This is a genomic window from Streptomyces sp. NPDC059718 (assembly GCF_042733315.1).
Taxonomy (GTDB): Bacteria; Actinomycetota; Actinomycetes; order Streptomycetales; family Streptomycetaceae; genus Actinacidiphila.
This window is the reverse complement of sequence record NZ_JBHWGA010000024.1, coordinates 66,087-80,967: the sequence shown is the minus strand read 5'-3', so window position 1 is coordinate 80,967 and position 14,881 is coordinate 66,087. Positions and strand designations below refer to the sequence as shown.

Annotated in this window: 14 protein-coding genes and 1 pseudogene; 9 read left to right on the top strand and 6 right to left on the bottom strand. The window is 69.3% G+C overall.

The window, feature by feature from the left end; genetic code table 11:
* Positions 1-15 precede the first annotated feature (15 nt).
* Positions 16-1,983: a S9 family peptidase gene (locus ACFV3E_RS26040; protein WP_500536830.1), complete on the top strand. Its 1,968-nt coding sequence runs from the start codon at positions 16-18 to the stop codon at positions 1,981-1,983.
* Positions 1,984-1,998: 15 nt separating this feature from the next.
* On the opposite strand, the gene ACFV3E_RS26035 is transcribed toward ACFV3E_RS26040, so the two are convergent.
* Entirely contained in the window at positions 1,999-2,649 is a 651-nt protein-coding gene (locus ACFV3E_RS26035; RefSeq protein ID WP_500536829.1) for a cysteine hydrolase family protein, read from the bottom strand.
* Positions 2,650-3,143: 494 nt separating this feature from the next.
* Between ACFV3E_RS26035 and ACFV3E_RS26030 the strand changes: the two genes are divergently transcribed.
* From ACFV3E_RS26030 to ACFV3E_RS26015, 4 genes are all read left to right on the top strand, one after another.
* Complete coding sequence (locus ACFV3E_RS26030) at positions 3,144-4,361, top strand: DUF6777 domain-containing protein (RefSeq protein WP_500536828.1); 1,218 nt, start codon at positions 3,144-3,146, stop codon at positions 4,359-4,361.
* A gap of 326 nt (positions 4,362-4,687) precedes the next feature.
* A complete protein-coding gene (locus ACFV3E_RS26025; protein ID WP_500536883.1) occupies positions 4,688-6,724 on the top strand; it encodes a TPM domain-containing protein in 2,037 nt (678 codons plus the stop codon).
* A 43-nt stretch (positions 6,725-6,767) separates the two neighbouring features.
* Entirely contained in the window at positions 6,768-7,481 is a 714-nt protein-coding gene (locus tag ACFV3E_RS26020; RefSeq protein WP_500536827.1) for a PspA/IM30 family protein, read from the top strand.
* Between the two features lie 261 nt (positions 7,482-7,742).
* Positions 7,743-8,468, top strand: a complete 726-nt coding sequence (locus ACFV3E_RS26015; RefSeq protein ID WP_500536826.1) for an LAVTG motif-containing sortase-dependent surface protein — start codon at positions 7,743-7,745, stop codon at positions 8,466-8,468.
* A gap of 149 nt (positions 8,469-8,617) precedes the next feature.
* On the opposite strand, the gene ACFV3E_RS26010 is transcribed toward ACFV3E_RS26015, so the two are convergent.
* The 4 genes from ACFV3E_RS26010 to ACFV3E_RS25995 form a co-directional block, all read right to left on the bottom strand.
* Positions 8,618-8,848 (bottom strand): DUF397 domain-containing protein, encoded by a 231-nt coding sequence (locus ACFV3E_RS26010; protein WP_499514017.1) that lies wholly within the window; start codon positions 8,846-8,848, stop codon positions 8,618-8,620.
* 119 nt (positions 8,849-8,967) lie between these two features.
* The gene (locus tag ACFV3E_RS26005; RefSeq protein WP_500536825.1) at positions 8,968-9,129 is read right to left on the bottom strand and encodes a hypothetical protein; all 162 of its coding nucleotides are present in this window, start codon (positions 9,127-9,129) and stop codon (positions 8,968-8,970) included.
* Positions 9,130-9,253: 124 nt separating this feature from the next.
* Entirely contained in the window at positions 9,254-9,904 is a 651-nt protein-coding gene (locus ACFV3E_RS26000; protein ID WP_500536824.1) for a nitroreductase family protein, read from the bottom strand.
* A 134-nt stretch (positions 9,905-10,038) separates the two neighbouring features.
* Positions 10,039-10,572 (bottom strand): carboxymuconolactone decarboxylase family protein, encoded by a 534-nt coding sequence (locus ACFV3E_RS25995; RefSeq protein WP_500536823.1) that lies wholly within the window; start codon positions 10,570-10,572, stop codon positions 10,039-10,041.
* Positions 10,573-10,706: 134 nt separating this feature from the next.
* On the opposite strand from ACFV3E_RS25995, the gene ACFV3E_RS25990 reads away from it, so the two are divergent.
* Positions 10,707-11,345 (top strand): TetR/AcrR family transcriptional regulator, encoded by a 639-nt coding sequence (locus tag ACFV3E_RS25990; RefSeq protein ID WP_500536822.1) that lies wholly within the window; start codon positions 10,707-10,709, stop codon positions 11,343-11,345.
* 142 nt (positions 11,346-11,487) lie between these two features.
* Here ACFV3E_RS25990 and ACFV3E_RS25985 read toward each other — a convergent pair.
* Positions 11,488-11,598, bottom strand: a pseudogene (locus tag ACFV3E_RS25985) (helix-turn-helix domain-containing protein); the annotation flags it as partial.
* 12 nt (positions 11,599-11,610) lie between these two features.
* On the opposite strand from ACFV3E_RS25985, the gene ACFV3E_RS25980 reads away from it, so the two are divergent.
* The 3 genes from ACFV3E_RS25980 (at position 11,611) to ACFV3E_RS25970 (ending at position 14,246) form a co-directional block, all read left to right on the top strand.
* Positions 11,611-12,402 carry a bestrophin-like domain gene (locus tag ACFV3E_RS25980; RefSeq protein WP_500536821.1) on the top strand — a complete coding sequence of 264 codons (792 nt, stop codon included), beginning with the start codon at positions 11,611-11,613 and terminating at the stop codon, positions 12,400-12,402.
* 95 nt (positions 12,403-12,497) lie between these two features.
* Positions 12,498-13,349, top strand: a complete 852-nt coding sequence (locus tag ACFV3E_RS25975; protein WP_500536820.1) for an alpha/beta fold hydrolase — start codon at positions 12,498-12,500, stop codon at positions 13,347-13,349.
* Positions 13,350-13,619: 270 nt separating this feature from the next.
* The gene (locus ACFV3E_RS25970) at positions 13,620-14,246 is read left to right on the top strand and encodes a hypothetical protein (RefSeq protein WP_500536819.1); all 627 of its coding nucleotides are present in this window, start codon (positions 13,620-13,622) and stop codon (positions 14,244-14,246) included.
* Positions 14,247-14,881 lie beyond the last annotated feature (635 nt).

Sequence of the window (14,881 nt, the reverse complement as noted above, 5' to 3'; positions counted from 1 at the left end):
GAAGGCGAGACCCAAGTGGACGCTGCGGAGGGCACATTGACGGAACAGAGCGACATCGTGGCACGGACGGTCCTGGACAGCGTCATACCGATGTTCCCGGCCCTCTCCCCGGACGGCCGCACGGTCGTCCACACGGCGCGGCCCCTCGCCGTCGCGGACCGCCTGGCCAGTGCCCTGTGGGCGGTGCCCGCCGACGGCGGCGCCCCGGCGCGGCAGCTGACCGACGGCACGACCTGGATCGGCGCCCCGCGCTGGACCCCGGACTCGGCGGCGGTCCTGTTCACCACCGGCGGTCAACTGCACCGCGTACGCCTCGCCGCCGATGGCGGACCGGACGGCCCCGCCGAGGCCCTCACCGCCTGGCCCGGCGGCATCGCGAACCACCTGCCGCTCGCCGACGGCCGCACCGTCGCCCTGATCGCCGCCGACGAACCCGACGAGGCCGAGGACGACGACGTGATGGTGTGGACCGAGCGGACGGGCCCCGAGCCCTCCGGCCGCCTGCGCCTCCTCGACCTCGACAGCGGCGCCGTCCGCACCGTCGGCACCCTCGGCGACCGGCACGTCGTCGAGGTGGCCGAGCGCCCCGACGGCGGCATGCTGGCCGTGCTCACCTGGGAGTGCGCGGAGGAGGACCCCGGCTCGCTCACCGCGGAGCTCCACCTCGTCGACACCGCCACCTTCACCGTCCACGACCTCGGCCCGGCCGGGCACGCGGCGCAGCGCCCCGTCTGGTGGCGGGCCGAGGACGGCTGGCACCTCGCCCACCTGGCCACCACCCCGCCCGGCCTGGTCGGCTCCCCGGCCGTCCTGGACCGTACGGTGCCGGCCGACCCGGAGCGGCGGCCCCGGCCGGAGGCACGCGACCTGACCGCCGGCATGACCGTCTGCCCCACCGAACTCCTCCAGGTCGCCGACGGCCCGCCCCTGGCCGTCTTCGCCGACGGCCTGGACACCGCGCTGTTCCGGCTGGACCCCGCCGAGCGGCGCTTCCGCCGTCTGCACACCCGCCCGGGCATCGTCCACGCGCTCACCGCGAGCCGTACGGGCGGCACGGTCGCCGTGCTCGCGGGCACCGCGTACGAGCCCAAGGACGTCCACGCCGGACCGCCCGACGGCCCGCTCACCCGGATCAGCGACACCCGCCCCGAGATCCGCGACATCCCGTGGGGCAGCCAGGAACGCCTCTCCTACAAGGCCTCCGACGGGCTCGCCCTCGACGGCCTGCTCCTCCTGCCGCCCGGCCGCACCCGCGAGGACGGCCCCTTCCCGTTGATCACCCTCGCGCACGGCGGCCCGTACGGGCGCTACAGCGACTCATGGCAGTTCCACATCGACCTGCCCCCGGGCCAGCTCCTCGCCACCGCCGGCTACGCCGTCTTCCTCCCCAACCCCCGCGGCGGCGAGGGCCACGGCCACGCCTTCGCGGCCACCGCGACGGACGGCGCCGTCGGCGGTGCGGAATGGACCGACATCACCGAGGGCATCGACCTCCTCGTCGCCCAGGGCGTCGCCGACCCCGACCGCCTCGGCATCGGCGGCTGGAGCCACGGCGGCTACCTGGCCGCGTGGGCCGTCACGCAGACCGACCGCTTCAAGGCCGCGATCGTGGGCGCCGGCATCAGCGACTGGGGCATGCTGGCCGCGACCGGCGAACAGGGCGCCGTCCGTGAGTCGGCGGGCAGCGGAAGCATCGGCTGGGAGGGCCCCGGCCCCCACCGCCACGACCGCGTCAGCCCCGTCTCGTACGTCTCCCGCGTCCGCACCCCGGTCCTGATCCTCCACGGCGAGGACGACACCAATGTGCCGGTCAGCCAGGGCCTCTTCCTCCACCGCGCCCTGCGCCACCACGGCGTCCCCCACGAGTTCGTCGTCTACCCCGGCGAGGGCCACATGATCGGCGGACGCGGCCACCTGCTGGACCTGCTGCGCCGCAGCGTGGCCTGGTACGACCGCTGGCTCACCACCCCGCGGCAGACCTGACCCGCACCCGCGCCGCTACCGCCCTGCCCCGTACTCCTCGGGGCAGGGCGGCAGCACGTCGAGGAACTCCTCCGTGGTGAGGATGGCGTGCGCGTAGACCGGCGCGTTCACCTCGAAGGTCGCCTCCATCTCCGCCGGGCTGAAGGCGGCGATCGCGTCCCGCACCAGGGTGACGTGGTAGCCCAGCTCCTGACCGAAGCGTGCCGTGGTGTCGACGCAGGTGTTGGCCCGCATCCCGATCAGCACGATGCGCGACAGCCGGTGCTGCTTCAGCTGGAAGTCCAGGTCCGTGTTGGCGAAGCCGCTCGACGACCAGTGCTCGTGCACCCGGATCTCACCGTCGACGGGCTGGAAGTCGTGGTGGAACTCGCCGCCCCAGGAGCCCTGGGCGAAGACCTGCCCCTTGACGGTCGCCTCCTGGGCGGGGGAGAGGTGCTCCCACTCCTGGTAGTCCCCGGGGGTGGTGCGGCGGTGCGCGACGAAGAACGTCCGGATTCCGCGGGCCCGGGTGGCCGCGAGCACCTCACGCATGTGGTCGAGCAGCCCCACCTGCTCGGCCACCGCCTTCGCGCGGGGCCACAGTTTCCCGCCGTCGGACAGGAAGTCGTTGTACGGGTCGATCAGCAAGAGACCGGTGTTCGCGCTGGTGTATCCCACTGCTTCCATGTACCGATTCTCGTCCCCGGCCCGCAGGGCCACCTGCGCAGCAGGTCACGCCACGGAAGCCGGTGCATCGGGAACCGCTTCGCGGATGCCCCACTGCCGAAATTCCCGTGAAACGTCACGCTTTCCGGAAGGGCGCACATAATGGAATTGGAGGGCGCACGGGAATCGACCTCAATTCCCGACGCCCCACGTCTGGGGAGAGTGCCGTGAGTTCCATACCTCCTCCGCCCGAACGCCCCACCGGCCCTCCGTCCGGACCGCTGTCCGGCCGGCCGTCGGGTGAGCACCCACCGGTGACACCGGGCCCCCCGCCCCCACCGGCGGCGCCACCCCCCGGCCCGCCGCCACCCCCCGGCCCGCCGCCACCACCGGGACCACCGGGCCCACCGGGTCCACCGGGTCCACCGGGCGGAGAACCCGGCCGCCACCGCGGACCCCCCGCCCCGTGGTGGCGGGCCCGCCGGACCCTCGTCACCGCGGGCACCGCGATGGTCGTGGCGGTCGCGGTGATCTTCGCCTTCTCGTTCCTGGGCGGCACCAAGGGCGGCGGCGAGATCTTCCTCCAGAACGCCTCCGCGGCCGGCCCGGACCCCTTCACCCCCTCCACGGCGGGCGAATCGGGGACCGCGGTCACCCCCACCATCACCCCCAACGAGTCCTCGGCCCCGGGCGGCACCCTCAAGGTCAGCGGCGCCCACCCGGGGCTTTACAGCGGCAAGCAGAACGAGGCCGCCTGCGACGTCGAGAAGCAGATCACGTACCTCACCAAGGACCCGGCCCGCACCGCGGCCTTCGCCGACACCCTCAAGGTCGAGCCGCAGGACCTCCCCTCCCATCTGCGCGCGCTGACGCCCGTTCAGCTCAACTGGGACACCCGCGTCACCAGCCACGGCTTCAAGGACGGCAAGGCCACCGACTACCAGGCGATCCTCCAGGCCGGCACCCCGGTCATGGTCGACGACCACGGCGTGCCGGTGGTCCGCTGCACCTGCGGCAACCCGCTGAGTTCGCCCGACGCCGTCAACGGCACGCCGACGTACAGCGGCCGCCAGTGGGACACCTTCCGCGCGGCCGGCCTGGTGGCGGTCGTCCCGTCCGACAAGCCGATGAAGACGCTCACGCTCTACGACCAGGACAGCAAGCGCTGGTTCGAGCGCCCCAGCGGCAAGGTCGAGGGCAAGAAGGACCACAAGGTCGAACCCCCCAAGGGCCAGCCGTCCGACTCCCCGGTGCCGGTCCTGCCGTCGCCGTCCACGGGCTCGCAGCTGGAACCGCCGGGGAAGACGGCGCCGCCGCCGAGCGAGGAGAAGAAGCAGGAGGAGCCCAAGTCGCCCGGCACGGAGGAGCAGTCGCCGGAGAAGGGCAAGGAGGAGTCGCCCAAGGAAGAGTCGCCCAAGCAGGAGTCCCCGAAGGGCGAGGAACAGAAGAAGGAGGAAGGGGAATCCCCGAAGAAGGAAGAATCCCCGAAGAGCGAGGAGCAGTCGCCGAAGGAGGAGCCGAAGTCCCCGGAGTCCCCGGGCACGCAGGAGCAACCCAAGCCCCCGGCCACGCCCAACACCCCGGAACAGCCCCAGAAGCCCCCCTCCGAGCCCCAGCAGCCCGAACAGCCCCCGGCCCCGCCCAAGTCCTCCGGCGGAGGCGGCGGCACGGGCGACCAACCCCGGCAACACCAACCCCCCACCCAGCCCAAGTCCCCCGTCGAACCCAGCTGACGCATCGGCGCATCGAGGACCGATGGGGTCGCGGTCATGCTGCTCCGCGCGCAGACGAGCACCGCACGGGTCACTGGCTCGCGGACGCAGTGACGTGAACGCCGTCGACCGGCTCGACGCATGACCGATGCCCCTCGTATGGCGATGCCCGACGGTCAGGCCCCCACAAGCGGACGTACCAGCCCGAGGCGTTCTCGGTCGCGGTGGGCCAGAAGGGGTAATACGCTCACAAAGTGAGGCCGCACCGGAGCCGGGAACCGTCGCACGGAGGCGTTCGCACCTCGCACACCCTGCGTACCGCGTATGCCTTGATCAGCGCGCTGGCAATGCTGTGCTGGCTGGTCCTGCCCGCCGCAAGCGCCCGCGCTGACGATCCGATCGTGCTGTCGAGGACCGGCCAGATCACCGACAAGGTGGACGCGCTCGGCGACCGCAAGGGCGCCGTCGGGACGGCACTGAGGAATCTCGACGACGTGCACCGCGTCCAGCTCTACGTCGCCTACGTACGTGACTTCTCCGGCCGCTCCGCCCAGAACTGGGCCGACGCGACCGCCGAGCGCAACGGCCTCGGCCTGAACGACGTACTGCTGGCCGTCGCCACGCACGACCGGCAGTACGCGTATTCCGTGGACCAGGACTCGCAGCTGACCGACGCCCAGCTGCGAGACGTCGCGCAGACCGCGGTCGAACCGGCGCTGCGGCAGAACGACTGGGCGGGGGCGGCCATCGGCGCGGCGGACGGCATCGGCGCGGTCCTCGCGGGCATGCCCGTGCCCACTCCGGCGATCACCCCGGGCGAGGCCGACCCCGGTGGCGCCGGCGGCCCCAGCGGCGCGGGTGATCTCGTTCTGCCGGTCGTGGTGCTCGGAGCCGCGCTCGCCTTCGCCTGGTACGTGTACGCCCGGCGCAGGAAGCGCTCCGGGCCCCGTACCACCCAGGGCTGGGGGTCCCCCGGCCCGAGCGGAACCGGGAGCGTGCCCCTGCCCCTGCCCGAACTCGACCAGCGGGCCAGGGAGCTGCTCGTCGAGACGGACGACGCGGTACGCACCAGCACCGAGGAACTCGGTTTCGCCACCGCCCAGTTCGGCGAAGAGGCGGCCGCACCCTATAGCGAGGCGCTCGGGTCTGCGCAGTCGCAGCTCACGGCGGCCTTTCGGCTGCGGCAGCAGCTCGACGACGCGATGCCGGAGGACGATGCGGCCAGGCGCCGCATGCTGGACGAGATCATCGCGCGCTGTACCGAGGCCAATCGCCGGCTCGACGCGGAGGCCGAGGGCTTCGACCGGCTGCGCGCCCTGGAGCAGAACGCGCCCCAGGCGCTGGAGCACGCCGAGGCGAAGCTGCGGGACATCACCGGCCGCACCGACACCGCGCAGGCCACGCTCACCGCGCTCGGCACGCGGTACGCACCCACCGCGGTCCAGCCCGTCACGGGCCACGTCGAGCAGGCCAGGGACCGGCTCGCGTTCGCCGCGACCCAGCTCGGCCAGGCTCGCGAGGCCATCGCGGCAGGCGCGGGCGGCACGGCCGCGGTGCATCTGCGGGCCGCCGAGGGCGCCATCGACCAGGCGGGCACGTTCGCGGACGCCGTCGGCCGACTGGCGAAGGAGCTCGCGGAGGCGGCGGGCAAGCTGCCCGGCGCGCTGACGGAGACCGAGACCGACCTCGCGGAGGCGCGGGGCATGCTCGCCGGCACTCCCGAGGGCACCTCCACAGCCGACCTGCACGGTCGCATCGCCCGCGCCGAATCGGTCGTCGGCGAGGTTCGGACGCGGATCGCCGCGGGATCGTACGACCCGATCGACGTGCTGCGCCGCGTGGAGGAGGCCGACGCGGCCCTCGAGGAGGCCCTTACGGGAGCGCGCACACACGAGGCCGGCAACCGAAGGGCCCGCTCCCTGCTCGACCAGGCCCTGCTCACCGCGCGCAGCGCCGTGGGCGCCGCTTCGGACTTCATCACGACCCACCGTGCAGCGGTGGGCAGCGAGGCCAGGACGCGTCTCGCCGAGGCACAGCGGCACCTCGAACTGGCACAGGACTCCGCAGCCGGGGCGCCCACCGATCCCGCCGCCGCGCTCGCCGAGGCCCAGCGGGCGGATGCGCTGGCCCGCGCGGCGCAGCAGCGGGCCGAGGGGGACGTGCGCATGTACGGCAGTCCGTACGGCGATGCCATGGGCGGCCGCCGCGGGGGCGGCGGCATGGGCGGCGCGGTGCTCGGCGGCATCCTGCTCGGGGAGATCTTCGGCGGCATGGGCCGGGGGACCGGCGGGGGCATGTTCGGCGGCGGGTTCGGTGGGGGCGGCCCCGGCAGCTTCGGCGGCGGAGGGACGCGCGGGCGGAGGGGCGGTGGCGGCAGGTTCTGAGCCAAGGCGTACGCAGACGGCAACCCAAGGAAGGCTCGGTCCCATGACCAAGCAGACGATCTTCGGCCGCGTCGCACAGCTGGCGAAGGCGAACATCAACGCCCTGCTGGACCAGGCGGAAGACCCGCAGAAGATGCTCGACCAGCTGATCCGCGACTACGGCAACAACATCGACGAGGCCAAGCAGGCGGTCGCCACCACCATCGGCAATCTGCGCCTTTTGGAGCAGGACCACCAGGAAGACGTGGAGGCGGCCACCGAGTGGGGCACCAAGGCGCTGGCCGCCAGCCGAAAGGCGGACGAGCTGCGGGCCGCCGGGTCCGAAGCCGAGGCCGACGCGTTCGACCGCCTCGCCAAGGTGGCGCTGCAGCGGCAGCTCCAAGCCGGACGCGAGGCGAAGGACGCCGAGCCGACGATCGCCATGCAGCGGGAGGTCGTCGACAAACTGAAGTCCGGCCTCGCCCAAATGGAGGTCAAGCTGACGGAGCTCCACTCCAAGCGCGACCAGTTGGTGGCCCGCGCCAAGACCGCCCACGCGCAGAGCCAGATGCTGGACGCCGCCGAGAACATCAATGTGCTTGATCCCACCTCCGAGTTGAGCCGCTTCGAGGAGATAGTCCGCCGCGAAGAGGCGAGGGCACTCGGCCAGCAGGAACTCGCCGACTCCTCTCTGGACGCCCAGTTCGAGCGCCTCGACAGCATGGGCGACGCAGCGGAGATCGAGGCCCGCCTGGCCGCCCTCAAATCCCACGCCTGACCGCGCGGCCCAGGTTCGGTCACCTATAGGTGGTGGCAGCCGTTGCCCGAAACGTCGCCCCGGGGCTGCCGTGGGGCCCATCGTGCCGAAGGCGCTTCTTCAAACGTGAACGGTGTGGCGTAATTGTTATGTCGGACCTATGGGGCGGATGTGACGTAGCCCGACTAATGAGGTCAACCATTCCTTGACGTGCAGGTCGGCGAGGTGAAACCTGGCCGCCTCCCCCCGCACTCCGTTTCACACCCCACAGGTGGTACGCCCATGCGCGCCCTTTCTACGGCAGGCGCGGCGACGGCGGCCCTGGCAGCATCCCTGCTGTTTGCGCCCGCCGCCCTCGCCCACAACGCCCCCGGCGACAACGGCAATGTGAAGATCCACGACGCGAAGACCGGCGAGGAACTGCACAACAACGAGCCGCACGTCTGCACCTTCTACCTCGACGGCTTCCAGTTCGACGGTGCCCAGAAGGCCGACTGGTCCATCGAGCGGTGGTCGCCGACCGACGGTCAGAAGGGCGAGACGGTGAAGTCCGGCTCGCTCACCCTCGACGGCTCAGGCCACGAGCGCACCGAAAACCTCGCGCTCGCGGACGGCCACTACAAGCTCTTCTGGAACTTCGACGGAGAGCACGGCCGCGCCAAGCACAAGGTCTTCTGGGTCGACTGCAAGGACGAGGGCAACGGCGGCGGGACGCCCTCCGGCTCCGCGTCGCCGTCCGCCTCCGCTCCGGAAGGCGGTGAGCAGCCGAGCGGCTCGCCCTCGGGCTCCGCGTCGCCGTCGGACTCCGGCCCGGCGGGCGGTGAGCAGCCGAACGGCTCGCCCTCCGCGACCGTCGCCCCGTCCGCTTCCGACTCCTCCGGCACGGAAAGCGGCGGGCTCGCCGAGACCGGCGCCCAGGTCGGTGGCATCGCCTTCGCCGCGCTGCTGCTGCTGGGTGCGGGTGCCGCGCTGGTGCTGCGCCGCCGCAAGGGCGCCGCACAGCACTGATCGACCGCACATTGCCGTCACGCGGCGCCGGCCCCGGGTAGGGTCCGGCGCCGCCGTCGTCTCAGGATGCCTTGGGCTCTTGGAACTTGAGGTGGTTGCCGAAGGGGTACTCGGGTAGAACCGGCGGTCCTGGCTGCCGACGGCAATCTCTAGCCGAATTCGCCGTCACGCACGCCCAGTCGAAACGCGGCCCACTCCTCTGCGGTGAATCGGAGCGGCGGCAGCTCCCTGTTCTGCGAATCGCGGACCGCAACCGCGCCGCCGCCGAGGTCTGCGACCTCCACACACGTCTTGTCCCACCTGTTGCTGTAGCTGCTCGTAACCCACGCCGCATCAGTCAGGTCTATTGCGTACAGCTCAGTCTTGGCTGCGTCCATCATGGGATCTCCTGTTGCAATCGGATGGACGTTCTGCTTTCAGCATCACCCTGATGGTCCTGCTGCGCATCTTGCCTGAAGGCGCGGGCGGCACGAACGACCTGCGGCACTAGGGCCCGTCTTCAAACCGATCTTGCGTAGAGCAAGAACGACGCGAGGGTGACTGCTGCCTCGTAGGAGGTGGCGGTCTTCTCGTATCGGGTGGCGATCCCAAGGAAGCCTTTGAGCCGGTTGAAGCACCGTTCGACGGTGTTGCGGCGGCGGTAGGTTTCCGGGTCGAACATCGGGGGTCTGCCGCCGTGGGGACCACGGGCTTGGCGGTGCCGTTGTTGGCCGATCTTCTCGGGGATGGTGTGGACGATCCCGCGTTTGCGCCCAGGCGCGCCGATCGCGCACCCGCTCAGTTCGTCACATGTGGGTGAAGATCTTGTCGGCGTCGAAGCGCGAGACCGGCTGGCGAGAGACGCGCGTCTCGTCCGGGTACCCGAGCACGACGAGCAGCGTCGTGGTGAAGTCGGTGTCGGTGAGGCCGAACGCTTCGTCGATCGTCGCGCGGTCGAACCCTTCCAGCGGGGTGGCGTCGACTCCAAGAGAAGCGGCGGCCATCATGGTCGCGCCGACCACGAGGTACGTGTTCTTCTCCAGCCAGTGGAGCACGTCGCCGCCATAGTTCTCCGACTGGATCTCCACGAAGTTGGACGCTCCAGCCTCCCATCCCTTCTGGATCTCCGGGTCCGCGAAGCGACCGTCCGCGCGCTCCTTCGCGAAGATCTCCTGCAAGTGCTCGTCGGGAATCGTTTTGCGGGTCGTGAACACGATCGCGTGCGACGCGTTCCGCACCTTCTCCGCGTTGTCCCCGAAGCGGCCGACGAGAGCGTCCGCAAGCTTGTCCTTGCCGGCCTGCGACTCCAGCACATGGAAGTGGTTCGGCTGGATGTTGATCGTCGTCGGCGAGCTGCGCAGGTAGCGCAGCAGGAGCTGGAAGGTCTCCTCCGGGATCTTCTTGTTCGGGTCGAAGTAGCGGGTGAGGTGCTTGGTGATCAGATTGTCGAGATCCATGATGCTTTCGTTTCCTTGTCGGAGAGATCGGGTCAGGAGGCGGTTTCTGGGCGTTGGAGTCACGTCAGCACGTGGTGAACATGGCTTTCATTGGAGGGCCTCCGTGCCAGTCGACGAAGTCGCCACGTCGCTGGTTACGCGCCCGCACCGGGGATGTCGACGACGGTGTCGTTGACGTTGTTGAGGTAGTTCGTGAGCAGCGTGACGACCACGACGGTGACGATCGCCTGGATCTCGGGGTCCGTGTACCCGGCCTCGCGAACCGCGGCGAGGGCCTCGTCGCCCACCTGACCACGGGTCTCGATCACCTGCTGGGAGAAGCGAGCGACGGCGGCACGCTTGGGATCGGTGGAGCCGCCGGTGCGGGCCAGCTCGATCTCCTCGGTGGACATGCCTCCGAGGTTCGCGGAGATGTATCCGTGTAGCGCCGAGCAGTAGTCGCAGTTGTTGGAGTGGGACGTGGCCAGCGCGATCGTGTGGCGGGTTTTCGCGTCGAGGAGCTTCGCGATGCTGCCCTGCAGGCCCATCACGATCTCGAGGACGGTCGGGTTGCCGGCGAGCGTGGTGAACATGCCCGGAGTGAAGCCGAACTGCTTGGCGATGGCGTCGAGCGTGCCCTGCGTCTTGACGTCGATGTCGGTGAGCTCGGGCGTGGTGAGACGAGACATGGTGGTGGCCCTCCGGGCGGTATCAGTCTGGGCTGCTCAGCCCACTCAGAGTCAACCCGACGCAGAATGGGCTGTCAAGCCCAATCCGCATCGCGTTGGGCCGCCGAGCCCAATCTGCGGGATAGGCTGGTGACATGCAGATGAACGATGGATCGCGTGATCTTCGCGGGCGCACCGGCAAGGGGCTGGCGACGCGAGGTCGCATCCTCGAGCACGCCGCGGACTTGATCTACAAGCGGGGGGTCCACGCGACGAACAACGAGCTGGTGCGAAGAGCAGCGGGGGTCAGTGGCTCGCAGCTGAGCCACTACTTCCCGAACAAGGAAAGCCTGGTGCGCGCCGTCATCGACTGGCAGGCCGAGAGCGTGCTCGGCTTCCACCGAAGCGAACGGTTCGCCGGGTTCGACACGATCGAGGCGTACCAGGAGTGGGCGGACTTCTACGTCGTCTCCGGTCGCCCGTTCGAGAACGGCTGCAGCCTCGGATCCCTCGCGAGCGAGATCGTCAAGACCGATCTGGATGTCCGCGACGACCTCACCCGCGTCTTCGCCGAATGGCAAGACATCTTCCGGGCGGGACTCGAGCGGATGCAATATGAGGGACGACTCGACGCGTCGGCGGATCCGGCGCGACTCGCACACATGCTGATCGTCGCCTACCAGGGAGGTAGCCTGCTCGCGCAGATCGCCCGCGACGTGGCGCCATTGCGTGACGCGCTGTATGCCGCGGTCGAGCATCTTCGGACGTACACAACGTCAGACGACGTCGCGTGAACCTGATACGAAGCCCGAGCCTCTTGTTCCAGAGTGTGAACGCGAAATCGGTAAGACCGTGGCGTCGGTAGACGCTAACCAACTTGCGGGGCAGCGTAGCGGCCTGGCGACCCGTCATGCGTGGTGAGTTGACCCAGGGCCTTCTGCTGCTTTCTGCGAGCGTCGGGGCCGGCGCGGCCAGTACTTCGACTACCTCGGTGATGTAGCGGTAGGCGTTGGTCGTGCCGACCCCGAACGCGGCCGCGAGCTGGATAGAGTCGCCGGCGTGGGACTTTGGCTACTCAACAACCTGGACACGGCCAGCCTTGCGATCCTCATCGTTGGCGGCGTTGTTGTTTTGTCGCTCGCCGCTTGCTTGGTGGCGCGCCGGGTTTTTCCTGAGTTGAGCAATGGCGTGACCAATGATGTGTCGCGCACGGTGCTTGAACTGTTCGGAGCCATCTACGGAATTGTCCTTGCTTTCGTCATCGTGACCTTGTGGACCGATCTTGAGCAAGTTCAAGCAGTGGTGACCTCGGAGGCAACAGATCTCGCTGTGATCTCCCGCAACGCCCACGGTTTTCCAGACGATGTGCAGCAAAAATTGGACCGTGCGATCGGGAACTACGTCCACGCCATCGTGGAGGACGCATGGCCGCTGATGCGCGAGGGAAAGAATAGCCTCAGCGCGACATCAGGTAAGGTTGAGGCGTTGTATACAGCCCTCCAGGATTACGATCCTAAAAACGCATCCGAAGAGGCCTTCTACAGCGCATCGGTGGAGCGACTGAACGATGTGACCGCACAACGCAGAACCCGCATCCTGGCCGCAACGCAACATCTGCCCCCACTCCTGGAGATTCTCACCTACGGGGGAGCGCTGATCGTCATGCTGATCACCTTGCTTTACGGGGTGGAGAACCTCAAGGTGCAGCTGCTTTTCGTAGGGTCGATCGCGTTGCTGGTAGGCCTGAGCCTCACCCTCGTCCTCGTACTTGAACACCCCTTCGCCGGCGAAGTGAGTGCGAGTCCCCATCCATTCATGGAAGGTCAGCTGAGCAAGTACTGGGGCAAGTGACGTGGTGAAGTCCGGCGAGGGATCCGCCGGGCCCCCTGCAAGGGGCCGATGACCTGTGCGCAGGCAGCTCTCAGATCAAGGTCACGGGAGACGATATGAGGCTGGAGCTGCGTAGAGCCGACGGCGGCGTGATATCGGTCGAGGTGGTGGGGGAGCCGGACGCGCCCGCGGTGCTGTTCTGCCACGGGTTGGCCGACTCCGGGTTGACCGTGTACGCCTTGGCGGACGCGGCCCGCGCGCTCGGTCTGCGCCTCATCGCCCCGGATCGCCCCGGCATCGGCGGCACCGACGCCCTTCGCCTGCCGCAGGTCGTGGACTGGGCTGCGGAAGCCGCCTCGGTGCTGGACGCTTTGGAAGTCGGCTCGGTGGCGCTGCTCGGCGTCTCGGGCGGCGGAGCGTTCGCGGCGGCCTGCGCGTCCGAGCTGCCAGACCGCGTCCGCAGCCTGCTGCTCATCGCGCCACTTGGGCCGCCCAACTGGCCCACCCGCGGTATGGCTGCCGGGCAGCGCGCGTCCTTGCCGATCGCCCAGTACGCTCCGGCCTTCGGCGGCTGGTTTCTGGGCCGCCTGGCGACGCTGGCGCGCCGGACACCAGGGCTCTTCCTTCGCCTGGCGACCAGCGAGATGCCCGCCGGCGACCGGCGTGCCCTCGCCCACCCGGACGCGCGCGAGGCTTTCCTGGCCAACTACTTGCGGGCGTTCCACCGCGGCAGTTGGGGGGTCGCACAGGATCTGCGCCTGCTGACCCGGCCCTGGGGTTTTGACCTCGAATCGATCAGGGTGCCCACGTTGATCCACCACGGGGATGCCGATACCACCGTCCCGCTCCAGCACGCCCGCCGCTTCGCCGAGGCGATTCCGGGGGCACGCCTCCACATCCATCCCGGCCAGGGACACTTCTCGATCCTTGCTGCACCCGAGCGGACGCTGGCGACACTGGCCGCTTGACCGGGCCGTAAAGGGCCCACTGCTTGCTCGGCTATCAGGGACGCTGCCTTCTGGCAAGTCCCGAGTTCTCCTGCCACGCGATGTCGGAACATGACGCGATCCGACCCTCGAGGCTTGACTGGAACCTGGGTTCACGCAGAGCAGGTGGACGCCCGCATCATCCGGAAATGAGTCTGGCGGTGCGACGGGGGGCCCGCCGCGACAAGGTCCGCGAATTGCCAGGGCCGCCCGACACACACTGTTCCCCATTTCTCGCAAGGAGTGATTCTCATGGCTCGCCTCTCGCCGACACAGCGCTTTCTGATGCTTGCCGGTTCGACTTCCCTGGCCGCAGGAGGTGTGCTGATTCCCACCAGTGCCTTCGCCGCCCCGGCGCCCGCCGCCAGCACCGGGACAGTGACGGTGGCCGAGCAGGGGGATCACGGTCAGGCCGATGCCACGAAATGGGTGAAGACCACCGATGCCCCCAGTGGCATCACCTTCAAACTTCCCGGAGAAGTCACCTTCGACAAGTTCGCCAAAGACGCCACTATCTACGCCGGTCGCACGTATTCGGTGACTACCGCTGACGAGTCCAACCGCATCACCGTGAATGACGGGCCTAGCTCAGCGAAGGATCTCGACGCGCAGCTCAAATTCACCCTTGGCACTGACAATGCGGACGCCAGCGATGACCTCAAGGCCACCGACATCAAGAAGACCACGGTTGATGGCCGCCCCGCCCTCGACGCTCGTCTCTCAGATCCCGCCGACGCAAGCTGGGTCGGTTTCATTCGCATCATCGGTGGTGACACCTACGTCGTTAAGGTCGTAACCGTTGCTCCCGCGGCAGACGAGCAGGCAGCGAGCCAGACGCATCAGGAGGCCCGCGACAGCGTTCGCTTCCCCACGTCTTGACCCAGGGACCAGCGTCAGCGAAGCCCTGCACCATCCAGGGGAGCGGAGCGGCCGGCGCCCGGAGGACGCGGGTAACGGTCCGTCGAATCTGGCGGCTGACCTTGGCGAACGCCTCAAGATCCTGCCCACGTACTGTCCACAGACCCCGTCCTACGGCCACTCCGGGCGGCATACGCCTGCGCATACGCAAAGACCCCGCACTCAGCGTCTTGGCTGGTGGCGGGGTCTTTTGGCACCTCGTGCGAGGTGCCCCCGGCAGGATTCGAACCTGCGCACACGGCTCCCGAGCGCGTAGCTGATTGACCGGAGACGCACCCTCTGAGCTGGGCATTCCTTGATCGACCCTTTTGCTTGGGCGCCCGCGTATCGCGGATAGCGCGTGCAGGGAGCGCGAGGGCCCTCGACGCGGGACGCTCGCCGTATCGCGGTGGGCTGCAACATGAGGTTGGACGTCCGGTGCCCCAGTGCGGGGTCGTCTGGTTTCACCAGCGTCTGCTGAGGCATCGGTCGGGACAGCCCGAGCGGGTAGGGCCTCCGGTGAGGATGCGAGGTGGGGAGGTGGGACACCCTCCTTTGAGCGCTGTCCCACCGGTTTTCGCAGGTCAGCACGCCTAGTGAGGCGATGAGACAGGGTG